22 protein-coding genes are annotated in these 22,979 nt (G+C 64.4%); 13 read left to right on the top strand and 9 right to left on the bottom strand.

Going from position 1 to position 22,979, the window contains the following annotated elements; all coding sequences use genetic code 11:
* Window positions 1-153: 153 nt before the first annotated feature.
* The gene (locus IVA91_RS08820) at window positions 154-597 is read right to left on the bottom strand and encodes a MarR family transcriptional regulator (protein WP_247276280.1); all 444 of its coding nucleotides are present in this window, start codon (window positions 595-597) and stop codon (window positions 154-156) included.
* Between the two features lie 179 nt (window positions 598-776).
* On the opposite strand from IVA91_RS08820, the gene IVA91_RS08815 reads away from it, so the two are divergent.
* From IVA91_RS08815 to IVA91_RS08785, 7 genes are all read left to right on the top strand, one after another.
* Window positions 777-1,961 carry a substrate-binding domain-containing protein gene (locus tag IVA91_RS08815; RefSeq protein WP_247276281.1) on the top strand — a complete coding sequence of 395 codons (1,185 nt, stop codon included), beginning with the start codon at window positions 777-779 and terminating at the stop codon, window positions 1,959-1,961.
* A gap of 167 nt (window positions 1,962-2,128) precedes the next feature.
* Window positions 2,129-3,643: an amidase gene (locus IVA91_RS08810; RefSeq protein ID WP_247276282.1), complete on the top strand. Its 1,515-nt coding sequence runs from the start codon at window positions 2,129-2,131 to the stop codon at window positions 3,641-3,643.
* Window positions 3,644-3,679: 36 nt separating this feature from the next.
* Window positions 3,680-4,537 (top strand): branched-chain amino acid ABC transporter permease, encoded by an 858-nt coding sequence (locus tag IVA91_RS08805; RefSeq protein ID WP_247458542.1) that lies wholly within the window; start codon window positions 3,680-3,682, stop codon window positions 4,535-4,537.
* Window positions 4,538-4,541: 4 nt separating this feature from the next.
* On the top strand, window positions 4,542-5,759 hold the full coding sequence (locus IVA91_RS08800) for a substrate-binding protein (RefSeq protein WP_247276284.1): 1,218 nt from the start codon (window positions 4,542-4,544) through the stop codon (window positions 5,757-5,759).
* Window positions 5,760-5,776: 17 nt separating this feature from the next.
* Complete coding sequence (locus IVA91_RS08795; protein WP_247276285.1) at window positions 5,777-6,862, top strand: branched-chain amino acid ABC transporter permease; 1,086 nt, start codon at window positions 5,777-5,779, stop codon at window positions 6,860-6,862.
* A complete protein-coding gene (locus IVA91_RS08790) occupies window positions 6,849-7,583 on the top strand; it encodes an ABC transporter ATP-binding protein (RefSeq protein ID WP_247276286.1) in 735 nt (244 codons plus the stop codon). Before IVA91_RS08795 ends, IVA91_RS08790 begins: the two co-directional genes overlap by 14 nt.
* The gene (locus IVA91_RS08785) at window positions 7,576-8,271 is read left to right on the top strand and encodes an ABC transporter ATP-binding protein (protein WP_247276287.1); all 696 of its coding nucleotides are present in this window, start codon (window positions 7,576-7,578) and stop codon (window positions 8,269-8,271) included. Before IVA91_RS08790 ends, IVA91_RS08785 begins: the two co-directional genes overlap by 8 nt.
* 87 nt (window positions 8,272-8,358) lie before the next feature.
* On the opposite strand, the gene IVA91_RS08780 is transcribed toward IVA91_RS08785, so the two are convergent.
* From IVA91_RS08780 to IVA91_RS08765, 4 genes are all read right to left on the bottom strand, one after another.
* A complete protein-coding gene (locus IVA91_RS08780; protein ID WP_247276288.1) occupies window positions 8,359-9,867 on the bottom strand; it encodes a murein L,D-transpeptidase family protein in 1,509 nt (502 codons plus the stop codon).
* A gap of 433 nt (window positions 9,868-10,300) precedes the next feature.
* Window positions 10,301-11,263 (bottom strand): acetyl-CoA carboxylase carboxyltransferase subunit alpha, encoded by a 963-nt coding sequence (locus IVA91_RS08775; protein WP_247276289.1) that lies wholly within the window; start codon window positions 11,261-11,263, stop codon window positions 10,301-10,303.
* 314 nt (window positions 11,264-11,577) lie between these two features.
* Window positions 11,578-12,534 carry a site-specific tyrosine recombinase XerD gene (xerD, locus tag IVA91_RS08770; protein WP_247276290.1) on the bottom strand — a complete coding sequence of 319 codons (957 nt, stop codon included), beginning with the start codon at window positions 12,532-12,534 and terminating at the stop codon, window positions 11,578-11,580.
* Between the two features lie 16 nt (window positions 12,535-12,550).
* The gene (locus IVA91_RS08765) at window positions 12,551-12,697 is read right to left on the bottom strand and encodes a histidine kinase (RefSeq protein WP_247276291.1); all 147 of its coding nucleotides are present in this window, start codon (window positions 12,695-12,697) and stop codon (window positions 12,551-12,553) included.
* 159 nt (window positions 12,698-12,856) lie between these two features.
* Here IVA91_RS08765 and IVA91_RS08760 point away from each other — a divergent pair, with 159 nt between their 5' ends.
* The 3 genes from IVA91_RS08760 to IVA91_RS08750 all read left to right on the top strand — a co-directional run bounded on the left by IVA91_RS08760 (window position 12,857) and on the right by IVA91_RS08750 (window position 16,027).
* Window positions 12,857-13,468: a shikimate kinase gene (locus IVA91_RS08760; protein ID WP_247276292.1), complete on the top strand. Its 612-nt coding sequence runs from the start codon at window positions 12,857-12,859 to the stop codon at window positions 13,466-13,468.
* Complete coding sequence (gene aroB, locus IVA91_RS08755) at window positions 13,465-14,607, top strand: 3-dehydroquinate synthase (protein ID WP_247276293.1); 1,143 nt, start codon at window positions 13,465-13,467, stop codon at window positions 14,605-14,607. The genes IVA91_RS08760 and aroB overlap by 4 nt, the downstream gene beginning before the upstream one ends.
* A 67-nt stretch (window positions 14,608-14,674) precedes the next feature.
* Window positions 14,675-16,027 (top strand): hemolysin family protein, encoded by a 1,353-nt coding sequence (locus IVA91_RS08750; protein WP_247416996.1) that lies wholly within the window; start codon window positions 14,675-14,677, stop codon window positions 16,025-16,027.
* 37 nt (window positions 16,028-16,064) lie between these two features.
* Here the strand turns inward: IVA91_RS08750 and IVA91_RS08745 are convergent, their stop codons facing one another.
* Window positions 16,065-16,334: a BolA family protein gene (locus IVA91_RS08745; RefSeq protein ID WP_247276440.1), complete on the bottom strand. Its 270-nt coding sequence runs from the start codon at window positions 16,332-16,334 to the stop codon at window positions 16,065-16,067.
* Window positions 16,335-16,491: 157 nt separating this feature from the next.
* On the opposite strand from IVA91_RS08745, the gene IVA91_RS08740 reads away from it, so the two are divergent.
* Complete coding sequence (locus tag IVA91_RS08740) at window positions 16,492-17,127, top strand: DnaJ domain-containing protein (protein WP_247276295.1); 636 nt, start codon at window positions 16,492-16,494, stop codon at window positions 17,125-17,127.
* 102 nt (window positions 17,128-17,229) lie between these two features.
* Here IVA91_RS08740 and IVA91_RS08735 read toward each other — a convergent pair whose 3' ends face one another.
* A complete protein-coding gene (locus IVA91_RS08735; protein WP_247276296.1) occupies window positions 17,230-18,273 on the bottom strand; it encodes a sensor histidine kinase in 1,044 nt (347 codons plus the stop codon).
* 156 nt (window positions 18,274-18,429) lie between these two features.
* Complete coding sequence (locus tag IVA91_RS08730; RefSeq protein WP_247276297.1) at window positions 18,430-19,533, bottom strand: citrate synthase/methylcitrate synthase; 1,104 nt, start codon at window positions 19,531-19,533, stop codon at window positions 18,430-18,432.
* A gap of 78 nt (window positions 19,534-19,611) precedes the next feature.
* Here IVA91_RS08730 and IVA91_RS08725 point away from each other — a divergent pair, with 78 nt between their 5' ends.
* Window positions 19,612-20,841 (top strand): citrate synthase family protein, encoded by a 1,230-nt coding sequence (locus IVA91_RS08725; RefSeq protein ID WP_247276298.1) that lies wholly within the window; start codon window positions 19,612-19,614, stop codon window positions 20,839-20,841.
* Between the two features lie 179 nt (window positions 20,842-21,020).
* Here IVA91_RS08725 and IVA91_RS08720 read toward each other — a convergent pair whose 3' ends face one another.
* Window positions 21,021-21,680, bottom strand: coding sequence for a DedA family protein (locus IVA91_RS08720; protein WP_247276299.1), 660 nt, complete (start codon window positions 21,678-21,680; stop codon window positions 21,021-21,023).
* Window positions 21,681-21,976: 296 nt separating this feature from the next.
* On the opposite strand from IVA91_RS08720, the gene cobS reads away from it, so the two are divergent.
* Window positions 21,977-22,975: a cobaltochelatase subunit CobS gene (gene cobS, locus IVA91_RS08715; RefSeq protein ID WP_247276300.1), complete on the top strand. Its 999-nt coding sequence runs from the start codon at window positions 21,977-21,979 to the stop codon at window positions 22,973-22,975.
* Window positions 22,976-22,979: the final 4 nt, after the last annotated feature.

Genomic DNA, 22,979 nt, shown 5'->3' with positions numbered 1-22,979 from the left:
CGCGGCGCGACGCAGGCAACCGCCAGTCTTCGCCAAGTAAATGCGGTGGTAATGGGCCCTGGATCGGCCCTCCGCCCCGGACAACGCTGCGCGTTGCCAAGAACTTCGCTTGTCAAGGACGACGTGCTTTAAGAAGCCGAACTTAATCAGCCCTCAATTCGAGCTGTCGATCAAGCTCTCCAGCAGCCGCTTGAGCTCACTCGTCGATTTGTCGCCGTAGCTCTCCAGGATGTGCTCCTCCTGGTCCACCGCAAGCGAGTTGAGCTTCTTGCTCAGCACCTTGCCGCGGTCGGAGATGAACATCAGCACCTTGCGGCGGTCGTTCGGATCCTGCACGCGGTAGACCAACGTGTCCGAGACCATGCGGTCGATCATCTTGGTCAATGTCGGATGGTTGAGCAGCACGGCATCGGCGAGTTCGCCCATCGAATGGCCGTTGCCATCCGACAGCACTTTCAGGATGCGCCATTGCTCGACCGGCACGCCCTCCTTGCTCAACCGCAGCTCGAGCTGGCGGTTGATCTCCCGGTTGGCTTGCGCGAGCAGATAGGCGAGGTGATCGGTGATCGGTGAGTTTTCTTTCGAGGATTTTGCCACGGCTAAGACTTCGTCTTGACCCAAATGAGTGAATGTCTTGCAATCAATGCCGCATCTATATGCACTTCAATTGTTGAATATTCAATATTTTCAAAATAGGATCATTGCCCAACAAAAGGGCGGAAGCCGCGGCCGCCTGCTCAATGTGCTTTCAAGTCTGGTCCCAGACAGGAGTTGGCGTGCGCGCGACGGTGAACTTCCCGGCTCACGGCGGCCCGGCGTTGCCGCCGTCCTTGCTGTTCAGGAATCTGTCGTCATCGGCGGCTGATGGTGTCTTGTCGCCCAGGGATCACGCCTTCTTCAAGCGGCGCCGCGCGAACAAGCTGCGGATCGGCGGCTTCATCTGCTGCACCGGCTCGCCTGGAGTCTGGGGCCCCTGTGCGACCAACAGCGCCAAGCTCGCGGTTGCCGAGATCAACAAGCGCGGCGGCATCCTCGGGCGCGAAATCGAGCTTTCCATTTACGACGCTGGCGGACCGCTCGACGAGGTGCTGAACCGCGCCGAGCAGGCGATCGCGTTCGACGAGGTCGACCTCATCGTCGGGCTGCACACCAGCGCGGTCCGTGTCGGCTTGCGCGACGTCACCACGCGTCATCGCATCCCCTACATCTATACGCCGGTCTATGAAGGCGGTGAGTGCACGCCGGGCGTGATGGCGATCGGTGAGACGCCGCGCTGGCAGAGCCGGCCCTCGATCCACTGGCTCGCCGAGGTCAAGAACGCGTCGCGCTGGTACCTGATCGGCAGCGACTATGTCTGGCCCTGGCAGTCGCATCGCGCCGTGAAGAATTACATCAACGAAACCGGCGGCCTTGTCGTCGGCGAGGAGTTCGTTCCCCTCGGCGAGGATAATCACCAGCCTCATCTGGCGCGCATCCGCGCCGCGAGGCCGGATGTCGTGCTGATCTCGCTGATCGGCACCGACAGCATCACCTTCAACCGTGCCTTCGGCGAATGCGGGCTTGCCGCGACGACGCTGCGGCTGGCCGGCGCGATGGACGAGACGGTCCTGCTCGGCATCGGCGCCGACAACAGCGAGAACATGTTCTGCGCCTCCGGCTATTTCCCGGGCATCGGCTCGCGGAGCAACGACGACTTCCAGATCCGCTATCGCGCGATGTTCGGACCAAACGCTCCGCCGATCGGCTCGCTCGGCCAGTCCAGTTACGAAGGCCTGCGTTTCCTCGAAGCCGTCGCGAACAAGGCAGGTTCGTTGTCCATGGCTCCGATGCTCGCGGCGGGGCGCAACATCGTTTATGGCGGCGCGCGCGGGCCGGTCACCGTTCGCAACGGTCACGCCCGGATGCAGATGTATCTCGCCGAGGCTGACGGTCTCGATTTCAAGCTGATCAAGCCGGTCTAAAACGAGATTGTCGAGGGTGCTGGCGGATTTTCGAAATAATACTTGAAAAGGAAAATATTTCTGTCTGTAATATCGACGCGATGCCGATTTGGTCCCGCGCTGTGCAGGCGCGGGACCAGGCGGCTTCCGTCCACGCCAGGGATCAAGAAGCCTTTGAGGAGAGCGCCGTGACAGTTGTTCTTCCCACGCCAGCCCAACTTCGCAGCGTCGCCGAGCAGTGCGGCCTTTCGCTGACCGACGACGACGTCGCCTCGTTCCGCGGCCTGATGCAGGGCTCGATCGAAGCCTACAATCTCGTCGCCGCGATGCCGGACGAGGTGCCGGAGGTGAAATACCCGCGCACGCCGGGCTACCGGCCCTCGGCCGAAGAGAACCCGCGCAATGCCTGGTATCGCAAGTCGACCGTAAAGGGCGCCGCCAGCGGCAAGCTCAAGGGCAAGACCGTCGCGCTGAAGGACAACATCATGCTGGCCGGCGTTCCCATGACCAACGGGTCGTCCACGCTGGAAGGCTATGTGCCCGATTTCGACGCCACGATCGTCACGCGCATGCTGGATACCGGCGCCGAGATCAAGGGCAAGGTGCATTGCGAGCACTTCTGCCTGTCTGGCGGCAGCCACACCGGCTCGTACGGGCCAGTGCATAATCCGCACAAGATGGGCTACTCGGCCGGCGGCTCGTCGTCAGGCTCTGGCGTCGTGGTTGCGCTCGGCGAGGTCGACATGGCGATCGGCGGCGATCAGGGCGGCTCGATCCGCATGCCGTCCTCGTTCTGCGGCATCTACGGCATGAAGCCGACCTGGGGCCTCGTGCCCTATACCGGGATCATGCCGATCGAGATCTACATCGATCATACCGGGCCGATGACTGCGACGGTCGCCGACAACGCGCTGCTGCTCGAAGTGCTCGCCGGCGACGACGGCTACGATCCGCGCATCAAGGCGCCGAAGGTCGAGGAATACACCAAGGCGCTCGGCCAGGGCGTCAAAGGGATGAAGATCGGCATCGTCAAGGAAGGCTTTGAGCAGCCGGCCGCAGAGGCGGCGGTCAATGAAAGCGTGCGCGAGGCGGCAAAACGCTTCAAGGATCTTGGAGCCAGCGTCGAGACGGTATCGATCCCGATGCACCTCCTGGGCGGCGCGATCTGGACCCCGATCGGCACCGAAGGCCTGACCCAGACCATGATGTTCGGCGACGGCTACGGCCTCAGCCGCGGCGATCTCTATTCGACCTCCCTGATGGATTTTCACCGCGGCTGGCGCCGGCAGGCCGACTCGCTGTCCGAGACCACGAAGTTGTTCATGATGCTCGGCACCTACATCAACAACAATTTCGGCCCACGCTTCTACGGCAAGGCGCTCAACATCTCCCGCCGGCTCACCGCGGCCTATGACAAGGCCTTCAGCGACTACGATCTGCTGTTGATGCCAACCACGCCGATGAAGGCGACCAAGCTGCCGGAGCCCAATGCCAGCCGCGAGGAATACGTAGCCCGCGCGCTCGAGATGATCTCCAACACCGCGCCCTTCGACATCACCCATCATCCCGCGATGTCGCTGCCCTGCGGCATGGTCGACGGCCTGCCCGTCGGCCTGATGCTGGTCGGCCGCATGTTCGAGGAATCCACGATCTACCGCGCCGCCCATGCCTTCGAGCAGATCGGCGACTGGAAAAAAATGTGAGCGAGGCTTCGATGCAGGCGAACGGAAACGCAACGCATGGCTAACGCGTTCGTCGCGGCGTTCGAGATCCTGAGCTTTGGCGCGATCATCGTCCTTATCGTGCTGGGGCTCGGGATCATCGCCAGCATGATGGGCATCTTCAACTTCGCGCAAGGCGAGTTCGTCCTGCTCGGGGCTTACATCACCTATCTCGCCTACGCCAAGGGGCTGCCGATCTGGGCCGGCATGGCTGCGGCGCCTTTCGTGGTCGGCGCGCTCGGCTTCGTGCTGGAGGCGCTGATCATCCGCCGCTTCTATGCCGCGCCCATCGTCGCCATGCTCGGCACCTATGCGCTCGGTCTCATCATCCGGGAATCCGTGCGCGGACTGATCGGCGGCTTCTACCTCACCGTGCCGGAGCCGATCGGCGGCTCGCTCGACATTGGCGCCATGCACATCTCGGCCTGGCGTTTCACCATCATCGTGATCACGCTCCTGGTGATGGGCGGTTGCTATCTGCTGCTGTCGCGCACGAGCTTTGGCCTGCGCGTGCGGGCCACGCTGGAGAATCCGTCGCTGGCACGCGCGTCGGGCATTTCCACGCCGCTGATCTACGGCGCCACGTTTGCGTTCGGCGCAGCGCTTGCCGGCCTTGCCGGTGCGCTGATCGTGCCGGTGTTCAGCCTGTTTGCCGATCTCGGCCTGCGCTTTCTGATCCAGGGTTTTGTCGCGGTCATGGTCGGCGGCGTCGGCTCCTTCATCGGACCGGTCGCAGGCGCGGGCGTCATCGGCACGCTCAGCGCGGCGCTGCCGTGGGTGATGGCGCCCGTCGTCGCCGACGTGCTGGTCTTCGTGCTCGCCATTGTCTTCATCAAATTCCGTCCGCAGGGCCTCACCGCAGGAAAAGGGGTTTAGTCACATGTTCGATCGCACTCAGCTCTCACGGCGCCGCTTTCTCTCCAATTTTGCTTTTGCCTCCGGTGCGGTCGCAACCGGCGTCGGCAGCTGGGTGATTCCGGCTCCCTGGGCCAATGCGGCCGAAGCCCCGATCAAGGTCGGCATCGCCACCGACCTCACGGGCCCGATCGCCTATGCCGGCAATGCCGATGCCAATGTCGCCAAGATGGTGATCAAGGAGATCAATGCCGCCGGCGGCCTGCTCGGCCGGCCGCTCGAGCTCTATATCGAGGACACCGCTTCCAACGAATCCGTCGCCGTCGGCAACGTCCGCAAGCTGATCCAGCGCGACAAGGTCGACATGGTCTTGGGCGGCATCACCTCCTCGATGCGCAACGCGATCAAGGATCCGATCGTGGCACGCGGCAAGACGCTCTACATCTATCCGCAGCTCTATGAAGGCAAGGAATGCACGCCCTACCTGTTCTGCACCGGGCCGACGCCGGCGCAGCAATGTGACGAGTTCATCCCCTGGCTGATCAAGAACGGCGGCAAGAAGTTCGCGCTGCCGAGCGCCAATTATGTCTGGCCGCACACGCTCAACGTCTATGCACGCAAGGTGATCGAGGCGAACGGCGGCGAGGTCGTGTTCGAGGAATACTATCCGCTCGACCAGGTCGATTTCTCCGCGACCGTCAACCGCATCATCTCCAACAAGGTCGACGTCGTCTTCAACACTGTCATTCCGCCTGGCGTCGGGCCGTTCTTCAAGCAGCTCTATGAAGCCGGATTCCTCAAAAACGGCGGGCGCCTGGCCTGCGTCTACTATGATGAGAACACGCTTAACATCAATCAGGCCGCCGAGATCGAGGGGCTCGCAAGCTGCCTCGACTATTTCAAGGTGTTGACCAAGGAGAGCCCCTTCGACGCAAAGATCCAGGCGGCCTACGAGAAGGATTTCCCGGGCAACTTCCTGTTCGCCGCCGGCAGCGCCGCCACCGGCACCTATCGCGGCCTGAAGCTGTGGGAAGCAGCGGTCAAGGAGGCCGGCAAGGTCGACCGCGAGTCCGTCGCCGGCGCGCTCGACCATGCCAAGATCGCTGAAGGCCCCGGCGGACCTGCCGAGATGGTGCCGGGCAAGCGGCACTGCAAGATGAAGATGTATACCGCGGTGGCCAAGAGCGGCAATTATGAGATCGTTGCTCGTAGCGACGGGCTTGTCGATCCCAAGGAATGCTGAGGCGGAATGGGAAGCCGATGAGCGGGGTAAGAGAGGCCATCGCCGGCGACGAAGCGGACGACGCGATGGCTGAACGCGTGGCAGCGGGACGGGCCAGGAAACAAACCGGGGCAGGACGAAAAGTCCTGCCGATCGTGGAGGGCGTCGTGCTGGTCGCGGCACTGCTCGCGCCGCTGGTGCTCCAGGACTACCTCACCGTGTTCGCGACGCGCGTGATCATCCTCGCGCTGTTCGCGCTGTCGTTCGACCTCGTCTGGGGTTATGCCGGGATCATGAGCTTCGGTCAGGCCCTGTTCTTCGGATCGGCCGGCTATGGCGTCGCGCTGCTCGCGCGCGACCTCGATATCACCAACATGTTTCTGGTGCTGCCGGCGGGCACGCTGATCGGCCTGACCTTCGCGCTGCTGCTCGGCGGCTTTCTGTTGCTGGGGCGGCATCCCTCCAGCGTGATCTTCGTGTCGCTGGGCACGCTGACGGGCTCCTACGCGGCCGACCGCCTGGCGCGCGGCTGGTACTATCTCGGCGGTCAGAACGGCATCCCCTCGATCGCGCCAATGTCGCTTGGTTCATACGAACTCTCGGAAGGGCCGGCCTTCTATTATCTCGTGCTCGGCATCCTCGTCGTGGTCTACCTGCTCTGCCGCTTCCTGGTGCGCTCGCAGTTTGGCCTTGCGCTGGCAGGCCTGCGCGAGAACGAGCAACGCATCGCCTTCTTCGGCTACAAGGCGCAGCATCTCAAAGCCATCGTCTTCACCATCGGCGGCGCCATCGCCGGGCTGGCCGGCAGCCTCTATGCCTTCCATGAAGGCTTCGTCTGGCCCAACATGGTCGGTGTCGTGGTCTCGACCCAGGTGGTGCTCTACGTGCTGTTCGGCGGCTCCGGCACGCTGATCGGCGCCGTCATCGGCGCCGTCATCGTCGAAGGCGTCAGCTTCTGGCTGTCGGACAATTACCGCGACATCTGGCCAATCATTCTGGGCTTGTTGCTGCTGCTCGTGATCCTGTTCCGGCCGCTCGGCTTGATCAGCTTTGTCCTCGGCGAGCGTGAACGCGTCGGCAGCTTCGGTGCCAAACCCAAGGAGAAGCGCAATGCCGCTCCTTGAAGCCTCCGGCATCAGCAAAGTCTTTGGCAAGCTCACCGCGCTCGATGGCGCGGCGCTCAGCGTCGGCGAAAACGAGTTTCACGGGCTGATAGGACCGAACGGCTCCGGCAAGAGCACGCTGATGAAGTGCGTCGCCGGGGCCGAAGTGCCGACGCAGGGCAAGGTGAGCTTCGTCAACACTGACATCACCGCTCTCACGCCGACCGAGCGCGCCCGCGCCGGCATGAGCCTGAAATTCCAGATCACGTCCGTGCTGCCGTCGCTGACCCTGTACGACAACATCCTGCTTGCGCTGCAGGCGCAGTCTTCGTTGTTCGATCTCGTATTCTCGCGCACGCGCAGGCTGCTGCACGACCAGGTCATGACCATGCTGACGCAGTTTCGTCTGGCGAACCGCGCCTTCGATGCGGCCGCCGCGCTGTCGCATGGCCAGCAGCAATGGCTGGAGATCGCGATGGCGCTGGCGGGCAAGCCAAAACTCCTGCTGCTGGACGAGCCAACCGGCGGCATGAGCCTCGAGGAGCGCCGCGTCACCGGCGAACTGCTCGAGCCGATCAAGCAGCATTGCTCGCTCGTCATCGTCGAGCACGACCTCGATTTCATCCGCGACATCTGCGATCGCCTCACCGTGCTCGACCAGGGCAGGGTGCTGGCATCAGGCACGGTGTCCGAGATCCAGGCCAACAAAGCCGTCCAGGAGATTTATCTGCGCCGTGCCTGAATTTTTGGACATCAAGCATCTCGATGCTGGCTATGGCCGCAGCCAGGTGCTGTTCGGCGTCAGCCTCGGCATCCCCTGGCGCGGCGGCGTCGCCGTGCTCGGCCGCAACGGCGCTGGCAAGACCACGCTGATGAAGACCATCGTCGGCGAGCTGCCGGCCTGGAAGGGCGAGGTCGCCTTCGACGGCCGCGACATCAGCCGCCGCGCCACCCAGGAGCGCGTGCGCGCCGGCATCGGCTATGTCCCGCAGGAGCATTCGGTGTTCGCGCGCCTGTCGGTGCGGGACAATCTCGCCGTCGGCTCGCTCGCGAACAAGGACGCCAGTGCGGTCGACCGCGTGCTGACCATCTTCCCGAAACTTGGCCAGCGCCTCGACCAGCCCGCCGGCACGCTCTCTGGCGGTGAACGCAAGATGCTTGCGATCGGCCGTGCCATGCTGGGCGATCCCAAGCTGTTGCTGCTCGACGAGCCGACCGAGGGCGTCTGGATCGGCGTGATCGAGGAGATCACCGAGCGCCTGATCGAACTCGCGAAGACAATCGCCGTCATTATCGTCGAGCAGCACCTCGACTTGGCGCTGCGCGTCGCCGACTACGCTTACGTGCTGGATCGCGGCAGGGTCGCGCTGCAAGGCGAGGCGGCGGAGGTGAGGGGCAATCCGGAGCTGATGCGGTATCTGGCTCCGTAGGCTCTCGCCGGAGCGTGGCGCTCTCACCCTTCGCGGCGAATGACAGCATTGGTCTGGGATGGACCTTGGATTGCGCGAAGCGCCGCCCTACTTCACCGCCCCAAAGCGGCTGTCGAACGAGCTCGACTGCACCACCGGCGCGGCGCCGGCCATCTGTCCGCTGTCAGCCGCCCCATCCGACACTGACGGCTTCAACGCCGGGCGGGTTGCGGCGAGGCGGGTATCGGGCTGCTTGGCCGGCTTGGCGGCTACGATTGCCTTCGGCGCTTCCTTCGCCGCATCCTTGGACTTGTCATGCCCCGGCACGAAGCGGGTCACTGCGGCCTTCAGCCTCGACGCGGCCGTGGGCGGGGTCGTCGTGGTCGGCGCCACGGACGCCGTGGCTTGCGGCGCAGGCGTGGTCGCCGTGGTGTCGGCGGTACCCAGGCCCATCTTGCGGCCGAGGTTGGAGAAGAAGCCGCCTTGTGACTTTTCTTGTGATTTCTCGCTCGGAGCGGCCGAGGCGACGCGGGTGCTGGTCGCGGGCGCGCTGCTAGCTGTGAGCGGCTCGTCCTGCGGCGCAGGCGCGGACGCGGCCGCATCGAGGTTCGGCTTGGGCGGGTTGACGTGGCCCGGAATCGTGCCGGGCGCCTTGGCCATGGCCAGCATCTGGAGCGTGGTGCCTTCGGCGCCCTCCGACAGGCCGGTCGAGCCTTCCGGAATCTTCGCCGCGAAAATCTTGTTCATGCCGCCGTCAATGCCGGTGTTCATCCGTGCCACCGGCGTACCCTTGGCGACGAGCTTTGCGTATTCGGCCTCGTCCTTCGCCTGCTTCTCACGCACGGCGCGAGCGATGTCTTCGGGGATCACATAGGCCGGGCATTTTGCCGAGGCGTCGAACACCGGGTCGCGCTTGGCGTCCGCCGGCTTGGCTGCATCGAATACGTACTTCTTCTCGCAGAAATCGACCTTCGGCTCCTGCCGCGTCACCTCGAAATGATCATAGCCCTCCTTGATCATCTTCCAGAACGGCATGTTCGGATTGTTCCGGTGCTTGGCCATGTTCACCGGCGTCATCTTGAAGGGATAGGCCTGGAGCTGGAACGCCTTCTGGCCGCCGAAAAAGGATTCGCGCCCTAGCGAATAGATCTCGGCGATCTGCTCGTCGGTCATGGCGTAACAGCCGCGCGAAGAACAATCGCCATGCACCATCAGCTGCGAGCCGGTGCGCCCGAGCGCCTTGTCGAACGCGTTCGGGTAACCGGTATTGAAGGACAGGTAATAGGCCGATTGCGGATTCATCTGGCTCGGATTGATCGAGTAGAATCCTTCCGGCGCCTGGCGGTCGCCTTCGCGCACCTTGGGGCCGAGATCGCCCGACCAGCGGCAGATCGGATAGGTCTTGAGCAGCGCGAACTGGCCGCTTCGGGTCTGCTTCCAGACTTCGAGCTCGGCCTCCTGCTTGAACAGGCGGACCAGGATCGGCGATTGCAGATCCATGTCCTTCTCGGTCATCGCGGCGAGCAGCTTTGGCGGCACCGGCTGGTTGGCCTTGGCGTTGGTCGCGAGCGAGACCTGGTCGGTGTCGCAGCCGGTCAGCAGAACGCCGGCCGTCATCAGCGCAACCGAAGCCAAGAGCGCCCGAGCAAGCGAACGAGAAATCAAGATGGACCCCACACCGTGCCGGGCAGAAAGCGCGACCCCAATCGTTTGGAGCATGATCTGACCGGCGAACCAGACCCGTCGTGACGGGCTTTTCAGACCACGCCCCAGCGCTTATGCCCTGAAGCCATTGATTAAAATTCTAACCTCTGGGTCATGTGGTCGCAACCCGAGCGGGGATCACGAGCCCGTTGGCCCAGTGGCATGGTCAACGAAGACTAAATGGACGCGACTTTGGGCCTTACTTGGGCCTTTCGGCCGGATTGGAACAGAGATCGCCGATTTGGGCAAAAAAAGGGTTAACGCGGGGTTACCAGCGGGCCACCAAGGGGTCTCGCGCCCCGATGCAGCGCAGCGCTCCTTCAGCGGTGCGCTTGTTCGGGCCGAATCAGCCCAGTTTCCGGCCGATATCGAGGAATTTCTGCCGCCGCTGCTTGCGGATGGCGTCGCCGTCGAGGCCCCGGAGCTCGTCGAAAGCCTTGGCGATGGCATCGCCGGTGGTGGCGATCATGGCGGCGGGATCGCGGTGGGCGCCGCCGACCGGCTCCTTCAAAATGCTGTCGATCACGCCGAAGCGGAGCATGTCCTGGGCGGTGATCTTCATGTTGTTGGCGGCTTCCTGCGCCTTGGTGCCGTCGCGCCACAGGATCGAGGAGGCGGCTTCCGGCGAGATCACACTGTAGATCGCGTGCTCCAGCATCAACACCTTGTTGGCGGTGGTGATGGCGATGGCGCCGCCCGACATGCCCTCGCCGGTGATGATGGCGACGTTCGGCACGGTCAGCGCCAGGCAGGCATCCGTCGAGCGCGCGATCGCCTCGGCTTGTCCCCGCTCTTCGGCGCCGATGCCGGGATAGGCGCCGGCGGAATCGGCGAGCGACAGCACCGGCAGACCGAACCGCTCGGCCATCTCCATCAGCCGCACGCATTTGCGATAGCCTTCGGGCCGCGCCATGCCGAAATTGTGCCGGATGCGGCTCTCGGTGGAATCGCCTTTTTCCTGGCCCATCACGCAGATCGGCTCGCCGCGGAAGCGGCCGAAGCCGGCGACCAGCGCCTCGTCCTCGCCGAATTTGCGGTCGCCGGCCAGCGGCGTGAACTCGGTGATCAGGCCCTTGATGAAGTCGTTGAAATGCGGCCGCTGCGGGTGCCGCGCCACCAGCGTCTTCTGCCACGGCGTCAGGTTCGCATAGAGGTCGGCCAGCGCTTGCGAAGCCTTGTCCTCGATCCGCCCGATCTCCTCGGCGATGTCGGTGCCGGAAGCTGCGAGCGTGCGCAACTCGTCGACCTTGGAGTCGAGCTCGGCGACGGGCTTTTCGAAGTCGAGATAGCTGCGCATCTGGTCTGGCATCAACTCAATATAGGCGGACGGGGCTGGAGAAGCGAAGCGAGGTTGCGGTCGCGAAAAGAACTGCAGCTTCTTCAATGGCTTGGCTTGTGTGCTCGTGAGCCGCAAGCCAAATCAATCGTGAAGCCCCGGCTCTTTCTGCGGAGATGTGGCCGAAGTCAAGGCGGTTTCGCCATCGCCGGGGTTGGACTCTCGTGTCCGGGACGCGCTGCAGCGCGCCGTAGCGCCGCTGCGCTGAGCCGGGACCCGGCAAGAGGCGTGGGCCCGGCTCAGCGGCGCACCGTTTCACGCTGCGCCGCGCCCCGGGGCACGCGAGATTACTTCTCCGCCAGCGGATGCAGGTCGCGCACCAGGCTCTTCAGCCGCTCCTCGACCACATGGGTGTAGATCTGGGTCGTCGAGATGTCGGTGTGGCCGAGCAGGGTCTGCACGATGCGCAAATCGGCCCCGTTGTGGAGGAGGTGACTGGCGAAGGCGTGGCGTAGCACGTGCGGGGAGACCAGACGGGCCTGAAGCCCGGAGGCGACCGCGAGTTCCTTCAAGTCGCGCGCGAAATGCTGGCGGGTCAGATGTCCGCTCTCGCCGAATGAGGGAAACAGCCATTTCGAAGCAGCCACGCTGTTCTTCTTGTCGCCCTTTGCAGCTTCCGTCGCCGCGAGATAATCTGCCATCGCCTGCCGCGAGGCCTCGTTGAGGGGCACCAGGCGCTCCTTGTTACCCTTGCCGCGCACCACGATCATGCGCGCATCGCGCTTGGCCGCCGAGCGCGGCAGTGCCACCAGCTCGGAGACGCGCAGGCCCGTGGCGTAGAGCACCTCGAGCAGGCAATAGAGCCGCAAGCTGCGCAGCCGTTTCGAGGGCGAGGCATCCGCCGCCTCGCTCAATTCCTTGGCGCGGCGGAGCATGCGGTCGACATCCGCAATCGACAGCACTTTCGGCAGGCCGCGGCCGCGCTTCGGCCCCGACAGGATCGCTGCGGGATCCTCGGTACGGATGCGCTCGTTGAGGAGAAAGCGGAACAGATGCCGCATCGCCGACAGCCGCCGCGCGACGCTGGTGGATTTGAAGCCGCGGGCATCAAGATCGGCGAGATAGTCGCGCAGCGTTTGCGTCTCCGCATCTACAAAAGTGTGGCCGACGCGGTCCAGAAATTCCGAGAGATCGGTGAGGTCGCGGCGGTAGGCGTCGAGCGTGTTGGGCCCGGCGCCCTGTTCCGCCGCGAGCATGTCGAGGAACAGGCCGGTGAGCTGGGTGTCGGAGGGCTTGGTGCGCATGCCCAAAGCCTAGCTGCTATTTCTTGAGAAACTTGTCAGGCGGGATCGTCACCGTCATTTCCCGCGGCTTCGGACTGACGAAGTTTGCCAGCGCGAAGACCGCGCCATAGACGATGCCGGCGATCACGGCGAGGACCGTCAGGAAGCGGAACAGGCTGGGCATCGGCAAAGGGTCTCGATAGCGGTCTTGGCGGGCAAATTAACCAATGAAATCATCCAACATGTTCGCCGTTTCGTGGCAAGAGTCCTCTGGCGAGGCCCCCTGCGGGGTCGTATAGGTGGCGAAAGCATGCCGCCTTTGGCGGCAGATCGAGCGAGATCCATGTCCGACGCCGCGCTACCGATACCCGGTTCGCCTGAGGCCGACATCCTGTCGGCGCTCGGGGCGCGCTCGATCGTGCTCGTCGGCATGATGGGGGTGGGCAAATCCACCATCGGCCGCCGCATGGCGGCCCGGCTCAAGTTGCCCTTCGTCGATGCCGACACCGAGATCGAGGCGGCGGCCGGCATGACCATACCGGAAATCTTCGAGCGCCACGGCGAGCCGCATTTCCGCGACGGCGAGGCCCGCGTGATCGCGCGGCTGCTGGACGGCGGACCGATCGTGCTCGCGACCGGCGGCGGCGCGTTCATGCGCGAAGAGACGCGCGCGCGCATCGCCGCGAAAGCGGTCTCGATCTGGCTCAAGGCCGACCACGACGTCATCATGCGCCGCGTGCGGCGCCGTGCCGATCGCCCGCTGCTCCAGACCGCCGATCCCGAAGGAACCGTGACGCGCCTGCTCACCGAACGCGAACCGGTCTATCGCCATGCCGACCTCACCATCGCCTCGCGCGATGTGCCGCACGATAAGATCGTCGAGGAATGCATCGAGACCCTGCACGCCCATCTCTGCGGCGTGCCACCTGCCGACCTTGCGAGTGCCGTACGATGACTGCGCCTTTGAAGCATTCCGATCCTGTCAATGTCGATGTCGCGCTCGGCGACCGCGCCTACGACATCGTCATCGGCCGCGGCGTGCTGGCCTCGCTCGGCGAGCGCGTCGCGCGCTTGCGCCCCGGCGTGCGTACCGCCGTTGTGACCGACCGCACCGTCGCAAAGCACTGGCTCGAGCCCGCCGAGGCGTCGCTTGCCGCAGCCGGCATTCCGACCTCGCGCATCGTGGTCGAGGAAGGCGAGATCTCCAAAACCTATGCGGGCCTGCAAAAGGTCAGCGAGGCCCTGATCGCCGCAAAAATCGAGCGCAACGATCTCGTCATCGCGCTCGGCGGCGGCGTGGTGGGCGATCTCGCCGGCTTTGCCGCGGCGATCCTGCGCCGCGGCGTCGATTTCGTGCAGGTGCCGACCTCGCTCTTGGCGCAGGTCGATTCCAGCGTCGGCGGCAAGACCGGCATCAACTCGCCGCAGGGCAAGAATCTGCTCGGCGCCTTCCACCAGCCGATCCTTGTCATCGCCGACACCGCCGTGCTCGACACGCTGTCGCCGCGGCAATTCCGCGCCGGCTATGCCGAGGTCGCCAAATATGGCGTGCTCGGCGACGAGGCCTTCTTTACCTGGCTGGAGAAGAACCATGCCGATATCTTCAGGGGCGGCTCGGCGCGCGAGCATGCGATCGCGACGTCGTGCCGCGCCAAGGCCGCAATCGTCGCGCGCGACGAGCGCGAGACCGGCGAACGCGCGCTGCTCAATCTCGGCCATACCTTCGGGCATGCGCTGGAAGCGGCGACCGGCTTCTCGGACCGCCTGTTCCACGGCGAGGGCGTCGCGATCGGCATGACGCTGGCGGCGCAGTTCTCGGTCCGGCTCGGCATGATCGGCGAGCTGGACGCGGCGCGCGTCGAGCGGCATCTGGCCGAAGCCGGCCTGCCAACGCGCTTGCAGGACATCGCGGGTTTTGCGCAGGAGGGCCTTGCCGATGCCGACGCGCTGATGGCGCTGATGGCGCAGGACAAGAAAGTCAAGCGCGGCAAGCTCACCTTCATTCTGCTGGAGGCGGTCGGCCGCGCCGTGATTGCGAAGGACGTCGAGCCGACGCTGGTGCGCGATTTCCTGCAGTCGAAATTAGCGCAGTGATGGCGGGATCGATTGGATCTGCCGCCCGCGAAACGGCGCGGAACGCCGAGGCGATCGCGAGGCAAACATGAGTTCGATTTCCATCAATCTGCTGCTTGCTGTCCTCCTGCTCGCTGCCAACGCATTTTACGTGGCGGCCGAATTTGCCCTCGTGAAGAGCCGTGGGTTTCGCGTCAAGGCAATGGTCGAGCAGAACCGCTTCGGCGCACGCCTGTTGCAGACGATGATGGGGAATATCGAATCCTATCTCGCCTGCTGCCAGCTCGGCATTACCATGGCCTCCCTTGGTCTTGGCTGGATTGGTGAGCCGACCGTTTCTGCGCTGCTGAGCCCGATCCTCCATCCGCTCGGCTTGTCGGAGGCGACGCTGCACTTCACCTCGTTCGTGGCGGGTTTTCTGGTTTTCTCCTCGCTGCACATCATCATCGGCGAACAGGTGCCGAAGACGCTTGCGATCAGGGAGCCGGTGCCGGTGTCGCAGTGGATTGCGTATCCGCTTCATGTCTCCTACCTGGTGTTCTACCCGCTGAGCTGGTGTCTCAACACGGCTTCGGGTGCGATCTTGCGTCTGATCGGCGTTCAGGAGTTTTCGCAGCACGAGATCCTGACGGATTCCGAGATCGAGGGCCTGGTTGAGGAATCGGCCGTACACGGCAAGATCGAGAGCGGCGAGGCCGAGTACATTCATAATGTCTTCCGCCTCGGCGAGCTGACCGTGTCCGACGTGATGGTTCACCGCACCGCGATGGTGATGATCAATGCCGATCTCCCGCCGGAGGAGCTGGTGCGGGAGGTGCTGGCCACCGAATACACCCGCATTCCGCTGTGGCGCGACAAGTCGGAGAACATCATCGGCATTCTGCACGCCAAGGATCTGTTGCGCGCAATCCGCGCGTCGGAGGGCGATACCTCGCGCATCGATGTCACCACCATCATGCTGCCGCCCTGGTTCGTGCCGGAAATGCGGCCGATATCCCAGCAGCTCAAGGCGTTCCGCCGCCGCAAGACCCATTTCGCGCTGGTCGTCGACGAATACGGCGAAGTCGAAGGGCTCGTGACGCTGGAAGACATTCTGGAGGAGATCGTCGGCGACATCGCCGACGAGCATGACGTCGTGGTCGCCGGCGTGCGCCGCCAGCCCGACGGCTCTGTCGTGGTCGACGGCTCGGTGCCGATCCGCGATCTCAACCGCGCCCTTGACTGGCACCTCCCCGACGAAGAGGCAACCACGGTCGCGGGCCTCGTCATCCACGAGGCGCGTTCGATCCCCGACCGCGGCCAGAGCTTCACCTTCCACGGCTTCCGCTTCCGCGTCCTCCGCCGCGAACGCAACCGCATCACCGCGCTCCGTATTTCACCGGTGCCGCGGGAGGCCGAGCTGGAGGAAGCCAAGCCGCGAAGGGCCGGGACGTCGTTTTGATCTCGCTTACCCTCCCCTCCCGGGGAGGGTAAGCAAATCACCCTTCCCCCGGCGCCTGCGCGTGGATCGCGAGCGCGTGCACGCCGCCGGCGAGTTCCGCGGCCAACGCCGAATTTATCATGCGGTGGCGATCGACCCGGCTCTTCCCTTTGAAGGCGGCAGATACGATATACACACGGAAGTGCGACTCGCCGCTCGGTCGATGGCCGGCGTGGCCCTCATGCAAATGTGACTCGTCGACGACTTGCAGGCTTTCCGGCGTGAAAGCTTCCTGCAACTTGTTGCTGATAACGTCTCTGATAGCCATGTGAGCCATTAAGGGACGCGATCGCGCTCCGTCAACACCATAGGCCGCCTCTGGCGGCCGTTCTGAAAAACGCCGAAGTGAAACTTCGGCTACGGGTTTCAAGCTAATTGCAATGTCAAGACTTGAAGGTTTTTGCATTGCGTAGTCAAAGTCAGCCATGCCGATCGATTCATCAAAGTTCTTCGACTCCATCCGGGTCAAGCCGCGGGGCAAGCAGCCGGAAGTGAAGCCGCGCGACACCGTGGTCAATTGCGAATGGACCGGGTGTCAGAACAAGGGCGCGCATCGTGCGCCCAAGGGTCGCGACAATCAGCGTGAGTACTGGCACTTCTGCCTGAACCACGTGCGCGAGTACAACCAGAATTACAATTTCTTCTCCGGCATGAATGCCGACGCGGTCGCGCGCTACCAGAAGGATGCGCTGACCGGTCACCGCCCGACCTGGAAGATGGGCGCCAATGGCGGCGTCAAGAAAGGCGCGGAGGCGGAGATCGACAGCGCCTTCGATCCGTTCAGTATGTTCCAGGAGCTCAACGGCCGCGCCAACTGGCGCGGCGGCCCGCAAGCCCCGCCCAAGGCCGAGACGCGCAAGATCATGAACGCCGAGCGCAAGGCGCTCCAGGTCATGGGCCTCGGACCCGAGTCCACCCTCGCCGACGTCAAGAGCAAGTACAAGGCGCTGGTGAAGCAGCATCATCCCGACGCCAACGGCGGCGACCGCTCCACGGAAGACCGTTTGATCGAGATCATCAAGGCGTATAATTACCTGAAGACGGTGGTCCGCGAGGCCTAGCGCATTCGGGAAGCGTGCATCGGCCTTCAGAGGATTTGCTTTGGCGACAGTCCAAAGCGCGATGACAAAGCGCGATGACGATGCATCCGGATCTGGTCGCGCTTACTTAGTGACGTCCGGGAACGCCATCTGGCACACCAGCCCTTCCGGCTTCCACTGCCGGGTGATCCTTCCGCGCAAGGTCCGGATGATGCCATCGACCGCGCCGATGCCAAAGCCCTTGCGCGTCGGCGGTTCGTTGACCGGGGGACCGTCGCGCTCTGACCAGTGCAGCACGAGAGGGTCTGCACCATTGGTCTCCCAGCGGATCTCCAGCCTGCCTGAAGGCGTCGACAGCGCCCCGTATTTAGCGGCGTTGGTCGCAAGCTCGTGCACGGCGACCGCGATCGATTGGGCGAGCGTCGCCGGCAGCCGGAGGTCGTCTCCAGCGATGCTGATACGTTCGCCGTCTGCGCCTGCGTACGGCCGGAGTTCCTCTTCGACGATGGTCTTCAGACTCGCACCGGTCCAGCGCGATTCCGAGAACAGCCTCTGCACATTGGCAAGCGCGCTGAGACGGCCTTGAAACGCGGCCTGGAATTCTGCAGCGGTCTCGGCCTTGGTCAGCCGCAGCATCGCCTGGGTCACCGCGAGCAGATTGTTCGAACGATGATCGACCTCGTAAGCCAGGAGCATCATCCGCTGCTCGGCCTGCTTGCGAGCCGTGATGTCGACCAGCATGTTCACCGCGCCGACCAGTCGGCCGCCTTCGTCGCGCAGCGGCGTCGGATACGGCATGAAGCAAATCCTTGAGCCGTCCGGCCGTTCGGCCACAGCCTCGACGTCGCGCACCGGCCGGTTCTGCTTGAGCGCGACGGCCATTGGGCACTCATCGTGGGGGAGCGGCGTGCCGTCGGGCAGATAGAGCTTCCATGTCACGCACCACATCTCGCCGATGTTTGGCGTGCGTCCGGCGAACTCGATGCAGGCTTGATTGAAGAAGGTGATGCGGCCCTCTGCGTCGGTGGTGTAGATCGCGGCGGGCAGCGCCTGGAGCAAGTCCCGGAAGCGCCTCTCGGAATCCCCACCGGCAGCGCTCCTGTTCGCTGCTTGCCTCGCGATCTCGCCGATCCTGGCCTCGTCCGAATGTCCAAGCAAGTCCAGCATCGCGTTCCTCTACGGGCCAGATCAGCTAATTCGCCGGCCGCGTATACGTTCCACGGTGCTCGCCCGGGACGTGCAGATCTCCTCAACCTGCACAGATCAGGACTTCGCCCGCACGACAGCGGAGTGGGAGCTCCGCTGTCGCCTTTCCCTTAGTCTTTAGTCGCCTGAAGCCTTCGGCATGGCCCCCACATAGGACGAGCTCGGCCGGATCAGCCGTCCCGTGCGCTGCTGCTCGCGCGCATGCGCGGTCCATCCTGCCGCGCGCGCCAGTGCGAAGATCGGCGTGAAGGCCTGCCTCGGAATTGCGAGTGCATCGAGCAGGATGGCGGTGAAGAACTCGACATTGGTCTCCAGCGGCCGGTCCGGATTCTTCTTGCGCAGCGCGCTGCGGATATAGGCCTCGACCTCGCCGGCAAAGGGCAGGTCGGCGCCATTGGAAGCCAGGGCCTCGATCGCGGTCTTCAGCACGTCGGCACGCGGGTCGCGGACGCGATAGACGCGGTGACCAAAGCCCATCATCCGCTCGCCGCGTGCCAGCGCCGCGTCGACCCAGCTCTGGATGCGTTCGCGCGAGCCGATCGCGTCGAGCATTTCCAGCACGGGCTCCGGCGCGCCGCCATGCAAGGGACCGGTGAGCGCGCAATAGCCCGCGGTCACGGCGGCGAACAGATCGGCTTGCGTCGAGGCCACCACGCGGGTCGTGAAGGTCGAGGCATTCATGCCGTGGTCGCAGACGGTGACGAGATACGCATCGAGCGCGGTGACCTCGCGCGTTGCAGGCGCCTGCCCGTGCAGCATGCGCAGCGTGTCGGCGGCGTGGCTCATGCTGCGATCGGGCGCGACCGGCTCGAGCCCCCCGGCACGGCGGACCAGCGCGCCCGCAATCACCGGAAACGCGCCGACGATAGTTGCTTCATGCTCCAGGCCGTATTCGGCGCGAAGGCCCGCGACGGCCGCACGAAACCCGTCGACGATGCCCATGCCGCGGGTTGCCGGCAACAGGTCCGGCAATCGAGCGAAGGCGCGCTCCCGCGCGGTGCCCAGGCTCGCCCGCACATTGGCCTCGCTTAAGCTGGTCTTGTTGGCGCCGTTCCAGAGCCGGGCGGTGACGCCCTCAAAACTCGATCTGGCGGCGAGGCTGCCGACATGCTCGCCGGCGATGATCAGCTCGCCGCGCTCGCCGTCGACATGGCTCAGCACGGTCTCAGCGGCGGGAACGCCGTCCAGTCCGATCTGGCTTTTGGTGAGGTGGATGTTCATGGCCCAATCTCCTGTTTGACGCAGGGGGAAGGGTCAGGCCTGTCGACAGATTGATCAATCTTGATTACATAAATCAATATGAAAAATTCCAACGAGCTCTACCTCTCCGCCCGGGAAGCCGCCGCCGAGCTCGCGATCTCGCCGGCCACGCTCTATGCCTATGTCAGCCGCGGTCTGATCCGCTCCGAGCCGACGCAGGATTCGCGAAAAAACCGCTACCGGGCCGAGGACGTCCGCGCGCTCAAGGAGCGCCGGGTGCCGTCGCCGGAGCCCAGGGGCCTGCGCAGCTTCGACGCCGATTTGCCGGTGATGGACACGGAGATCTCGACCATCACCGAGGAGGGCGCGATCTACCGCGGGGTGAATTGCGTCGATCTCGCCGAGAACGATGCGCTCGAGCATACGGCGACGCTGCTGTGGGACGTCTCTGGCGTCGATCCGTTCGATCAGGACAATCAGCCGCTTCTCTCCGAGGAGATGCGCATGATCGGGCAAGCCGCGCGTCGGGCCGCGCCGATCGACCGCGCCATTGCGGTGCTCGCGCTGGCTGCGAGCGCCGATCCCCGCGCTTTCACCCGCGCGCCCGATGGCCGTGCCATGGTCGGCGCGCGCATCGTCCGCCTGCTGGTCGCGACCATGCTCAATGCCGAGCCGTCGGCCGAGCCGCTGCATCAGCAGGTTGCGAAGGCATGGGCCGCGGACAACAAGCACGCGAGCGATCTGATCCGCCGCGCGCTCGTGCTGCTTGCCGACCATGAACTGAACGCCTCGACCTTCACCGCGCGCTGTGCCGCGTCGACCGGCCTCAATCTCTACGACTCGGTGATCGCCGGCCTCGCCGCGCTCAAGGGGCCCAAGCACGGCGGCGCCGGCGTGCTGGCCTCGCAGCTCGTGAAGACGCTGATCGATCGCGACGTCGAGCCGATGGTGCGCGAACGCGTCGCGCTCGGCGAGCGCTTTGCCGGCTTCGGCCATGGCGTCTACAAGCGCGGCGATCCTCGCGCGCAATCACTGCTGAATGCCTTGTCGCGCGCAGGCGCACCGCGGAAGTTCACCCGCGAGGTGCCGGAGCGGATCGCGGAAGCGACCGGCGAGTTCGTCAACATCGACTATGCACTCGCCGTGCTCGTGCACGCCCTGCGCCTGCCTGCCGGCAGCGAGCTCGCTCTGTTCGCCATGGCCCGCAGCGTCGGCTGGATCGCCCATTCCAGCGAGCAATTGCAATTCGGCAAGCTGATCAGGCCAAGGGCCAGGTATGTCGGACCGGCACCGGGACGGCGGGCGGGGGTTTTGGAGTCGAAGACCTGACCAGGAGCGCGCCTTCACCCTCCCCTGGAGGGGGAGGGTCGATCGCGCGTAGCGCGAGCGGGGTGGGGTGATCTCTCCACGCGGGCAGTGTTCGACGTAGAGAGACCTTCACCCCACCCCGTCTCACATTTCGCTGCGCTCCATGTGAGCCGACCCTCCCCTCCAGGGGAGGGTAAGATCTACGCCCGCGGCTTGGCCGCCGCGATGCTACCGCCGTTGCGCCGGCGATGGATCAACACTCCCACGCCAAGCACGATCGCCACCCCTACCACCGTCAGCATCCAGATGTGCTTGCCGATATGGCCGTGATGATGCAGCCCGGCATATTCGTGGAGCGCTGAGACCGCCAGCACGCCGGGCAGCACATGCGCGGGCGCCCAGGCCAGGATCGCCGGGATGTTCACCGCGTAGAATTTCGCCGGCGCCATGCCGAGCGCACCCGCGGTAACAGGCACGAAGGCGCGGATCGGGGGCACGAAACGGGCGAAGAACACCGCCCAGGTGCCGAAGCGATGGAAGAAATTCTCGCTCTGCTCGACCACGCGCGGGTAGCTGGTCAGCGGCCAGGTGTTGAGGATCTCGCGCTGTCGCCGGTGCCCGATCCAATAGGCCGATCCGTCGCCGAGCACTGCCCCGAGTGCGGCCGCCAGCAACACCCATGGCAGCTTCAGTTCGCCGCCCGGAACCAGCGCGCTCAGTGCCAGGATGATGGTCGAGCCGGGGATTACCGACCCCACCACCGGCACCGCTTCGAGCAGCGCCGCGAGAAACAGGGTCAGATAAGCCAGCCACGCATGGGCCGAGACGAAGGCGATGAGGGGATCGAGGAAGGATGTCACGTCGTCTCTATGGTGGGCTGGAGCACTGGAAGTCAGACCCTACATGGGTAAGTGCATGCGGCAACAGGGCCATCCGCGCAGGCAGAGGGGTCAACCGCCCGAAATTCGAGCGTGATTCGCAAGGCAGCCCTCCAAAAACTGCGTTCCTTGCCTATCTAAATGAAAAGACACTGGAACTTTGATTAGGGGGCGGGCTTCTGCCCGCTCGTTGTCTCTGATAGGTTGATTTTCAGCACCCAGCCGCAGCCAACGTGCAAATAACCGGTTTCGGGACCGCCCGGGACCTCGGAGGATTGATGACGACCGCCGCTCTGTCCAAAGTTGAGGAAGTTTCCGGTCTGCCCGACATGAAGGTGTCGGTGCGCCAGGTGTTCGGAATCGACAGCGATCTCGAAGTCCCGGCCTATTCCGAAGTCGATCCTCACGTGCCCGAAGTCGATTCCGACTACCGCTTCGACCGCGCCACCACGCTTGCCATTCTCGCGGGCTTTGCCCGCAACCGCCGCGTCATGGTGACCGGCTATCACGGTACTGGCAAATCCACCCATATCGAGCAGGTCGCCGCGCGGCTGAACTGGCCCTGCGTGCGCGTCAACCTCGATAGCCACATCAGCCGTATCGACCTGGTCGGCAAGGACTCCATCGTGGTCCGCGACGGCAAGCAGGTCACCGAATTCCGCGACGGCATTTTGCCCTGGGCACTGCAGAACAACGTCGCGCTGGTGTTCGACGAATACGACGCCGGCCGCCCGGACGTGATGTTCGTGATCCAGCGCGTGCTGGAGGTCTCGGGGCGCCTGACCCTGCTCGACCAGAACAAGGTGATCAAGCCGCATCCGGCGTTCCGGCTGTTCGCCACGGCGAACACCGTCGGCCTCGGCGATACCTCCGGTCTCTATCACGGCACCCAGCAGATCAACCAGGGCCAGATGGACCGCTGGTCGATCGTCACCACGCTGAACTATCTCAGCCACGACGAGGAAGTGGAGATCGTGCTGGCCAAGGCCAAGCACTATCGCTCCCAGGAGGGCCGCGACATCGTCAACAAGATGGTGCGCCTCGCCGACCTCACCCGCAACGCCTTCGCCAACGGCGATCTGTCGACGGTGATGAGCCCGCGCACGGTGATCACCTGGGCGGAAAACTCCGACATCTTCGGCGACATCGGCTTTGCCTTCCGCGTCACCTTCCTCAACAAATGTGACGAGCTCGAGCGCCCGCTGGTCGCCGAGTTCTACCAGCGCTGCTTCAACGCGGAGCTGCCGGAATCGGCGGTGAACGTGGCGCTGAGCTAAAGGT

Origin of the sequence: Bradyrhizobium sp. 153 (genome assembly GCF_023073835.1) — a bacterium.
Lineage (GTDB): Bacteria > Pseudomonadota > Alphaproteobacteria > Rhizobiales > Xanthobacteraceae > Bradyrhizobium.
The sequence above is the reverse complement of the archived record's forward strand: the minus strand, read 5'-3'. Positions and strand labels throughout refer to the sequence as shown.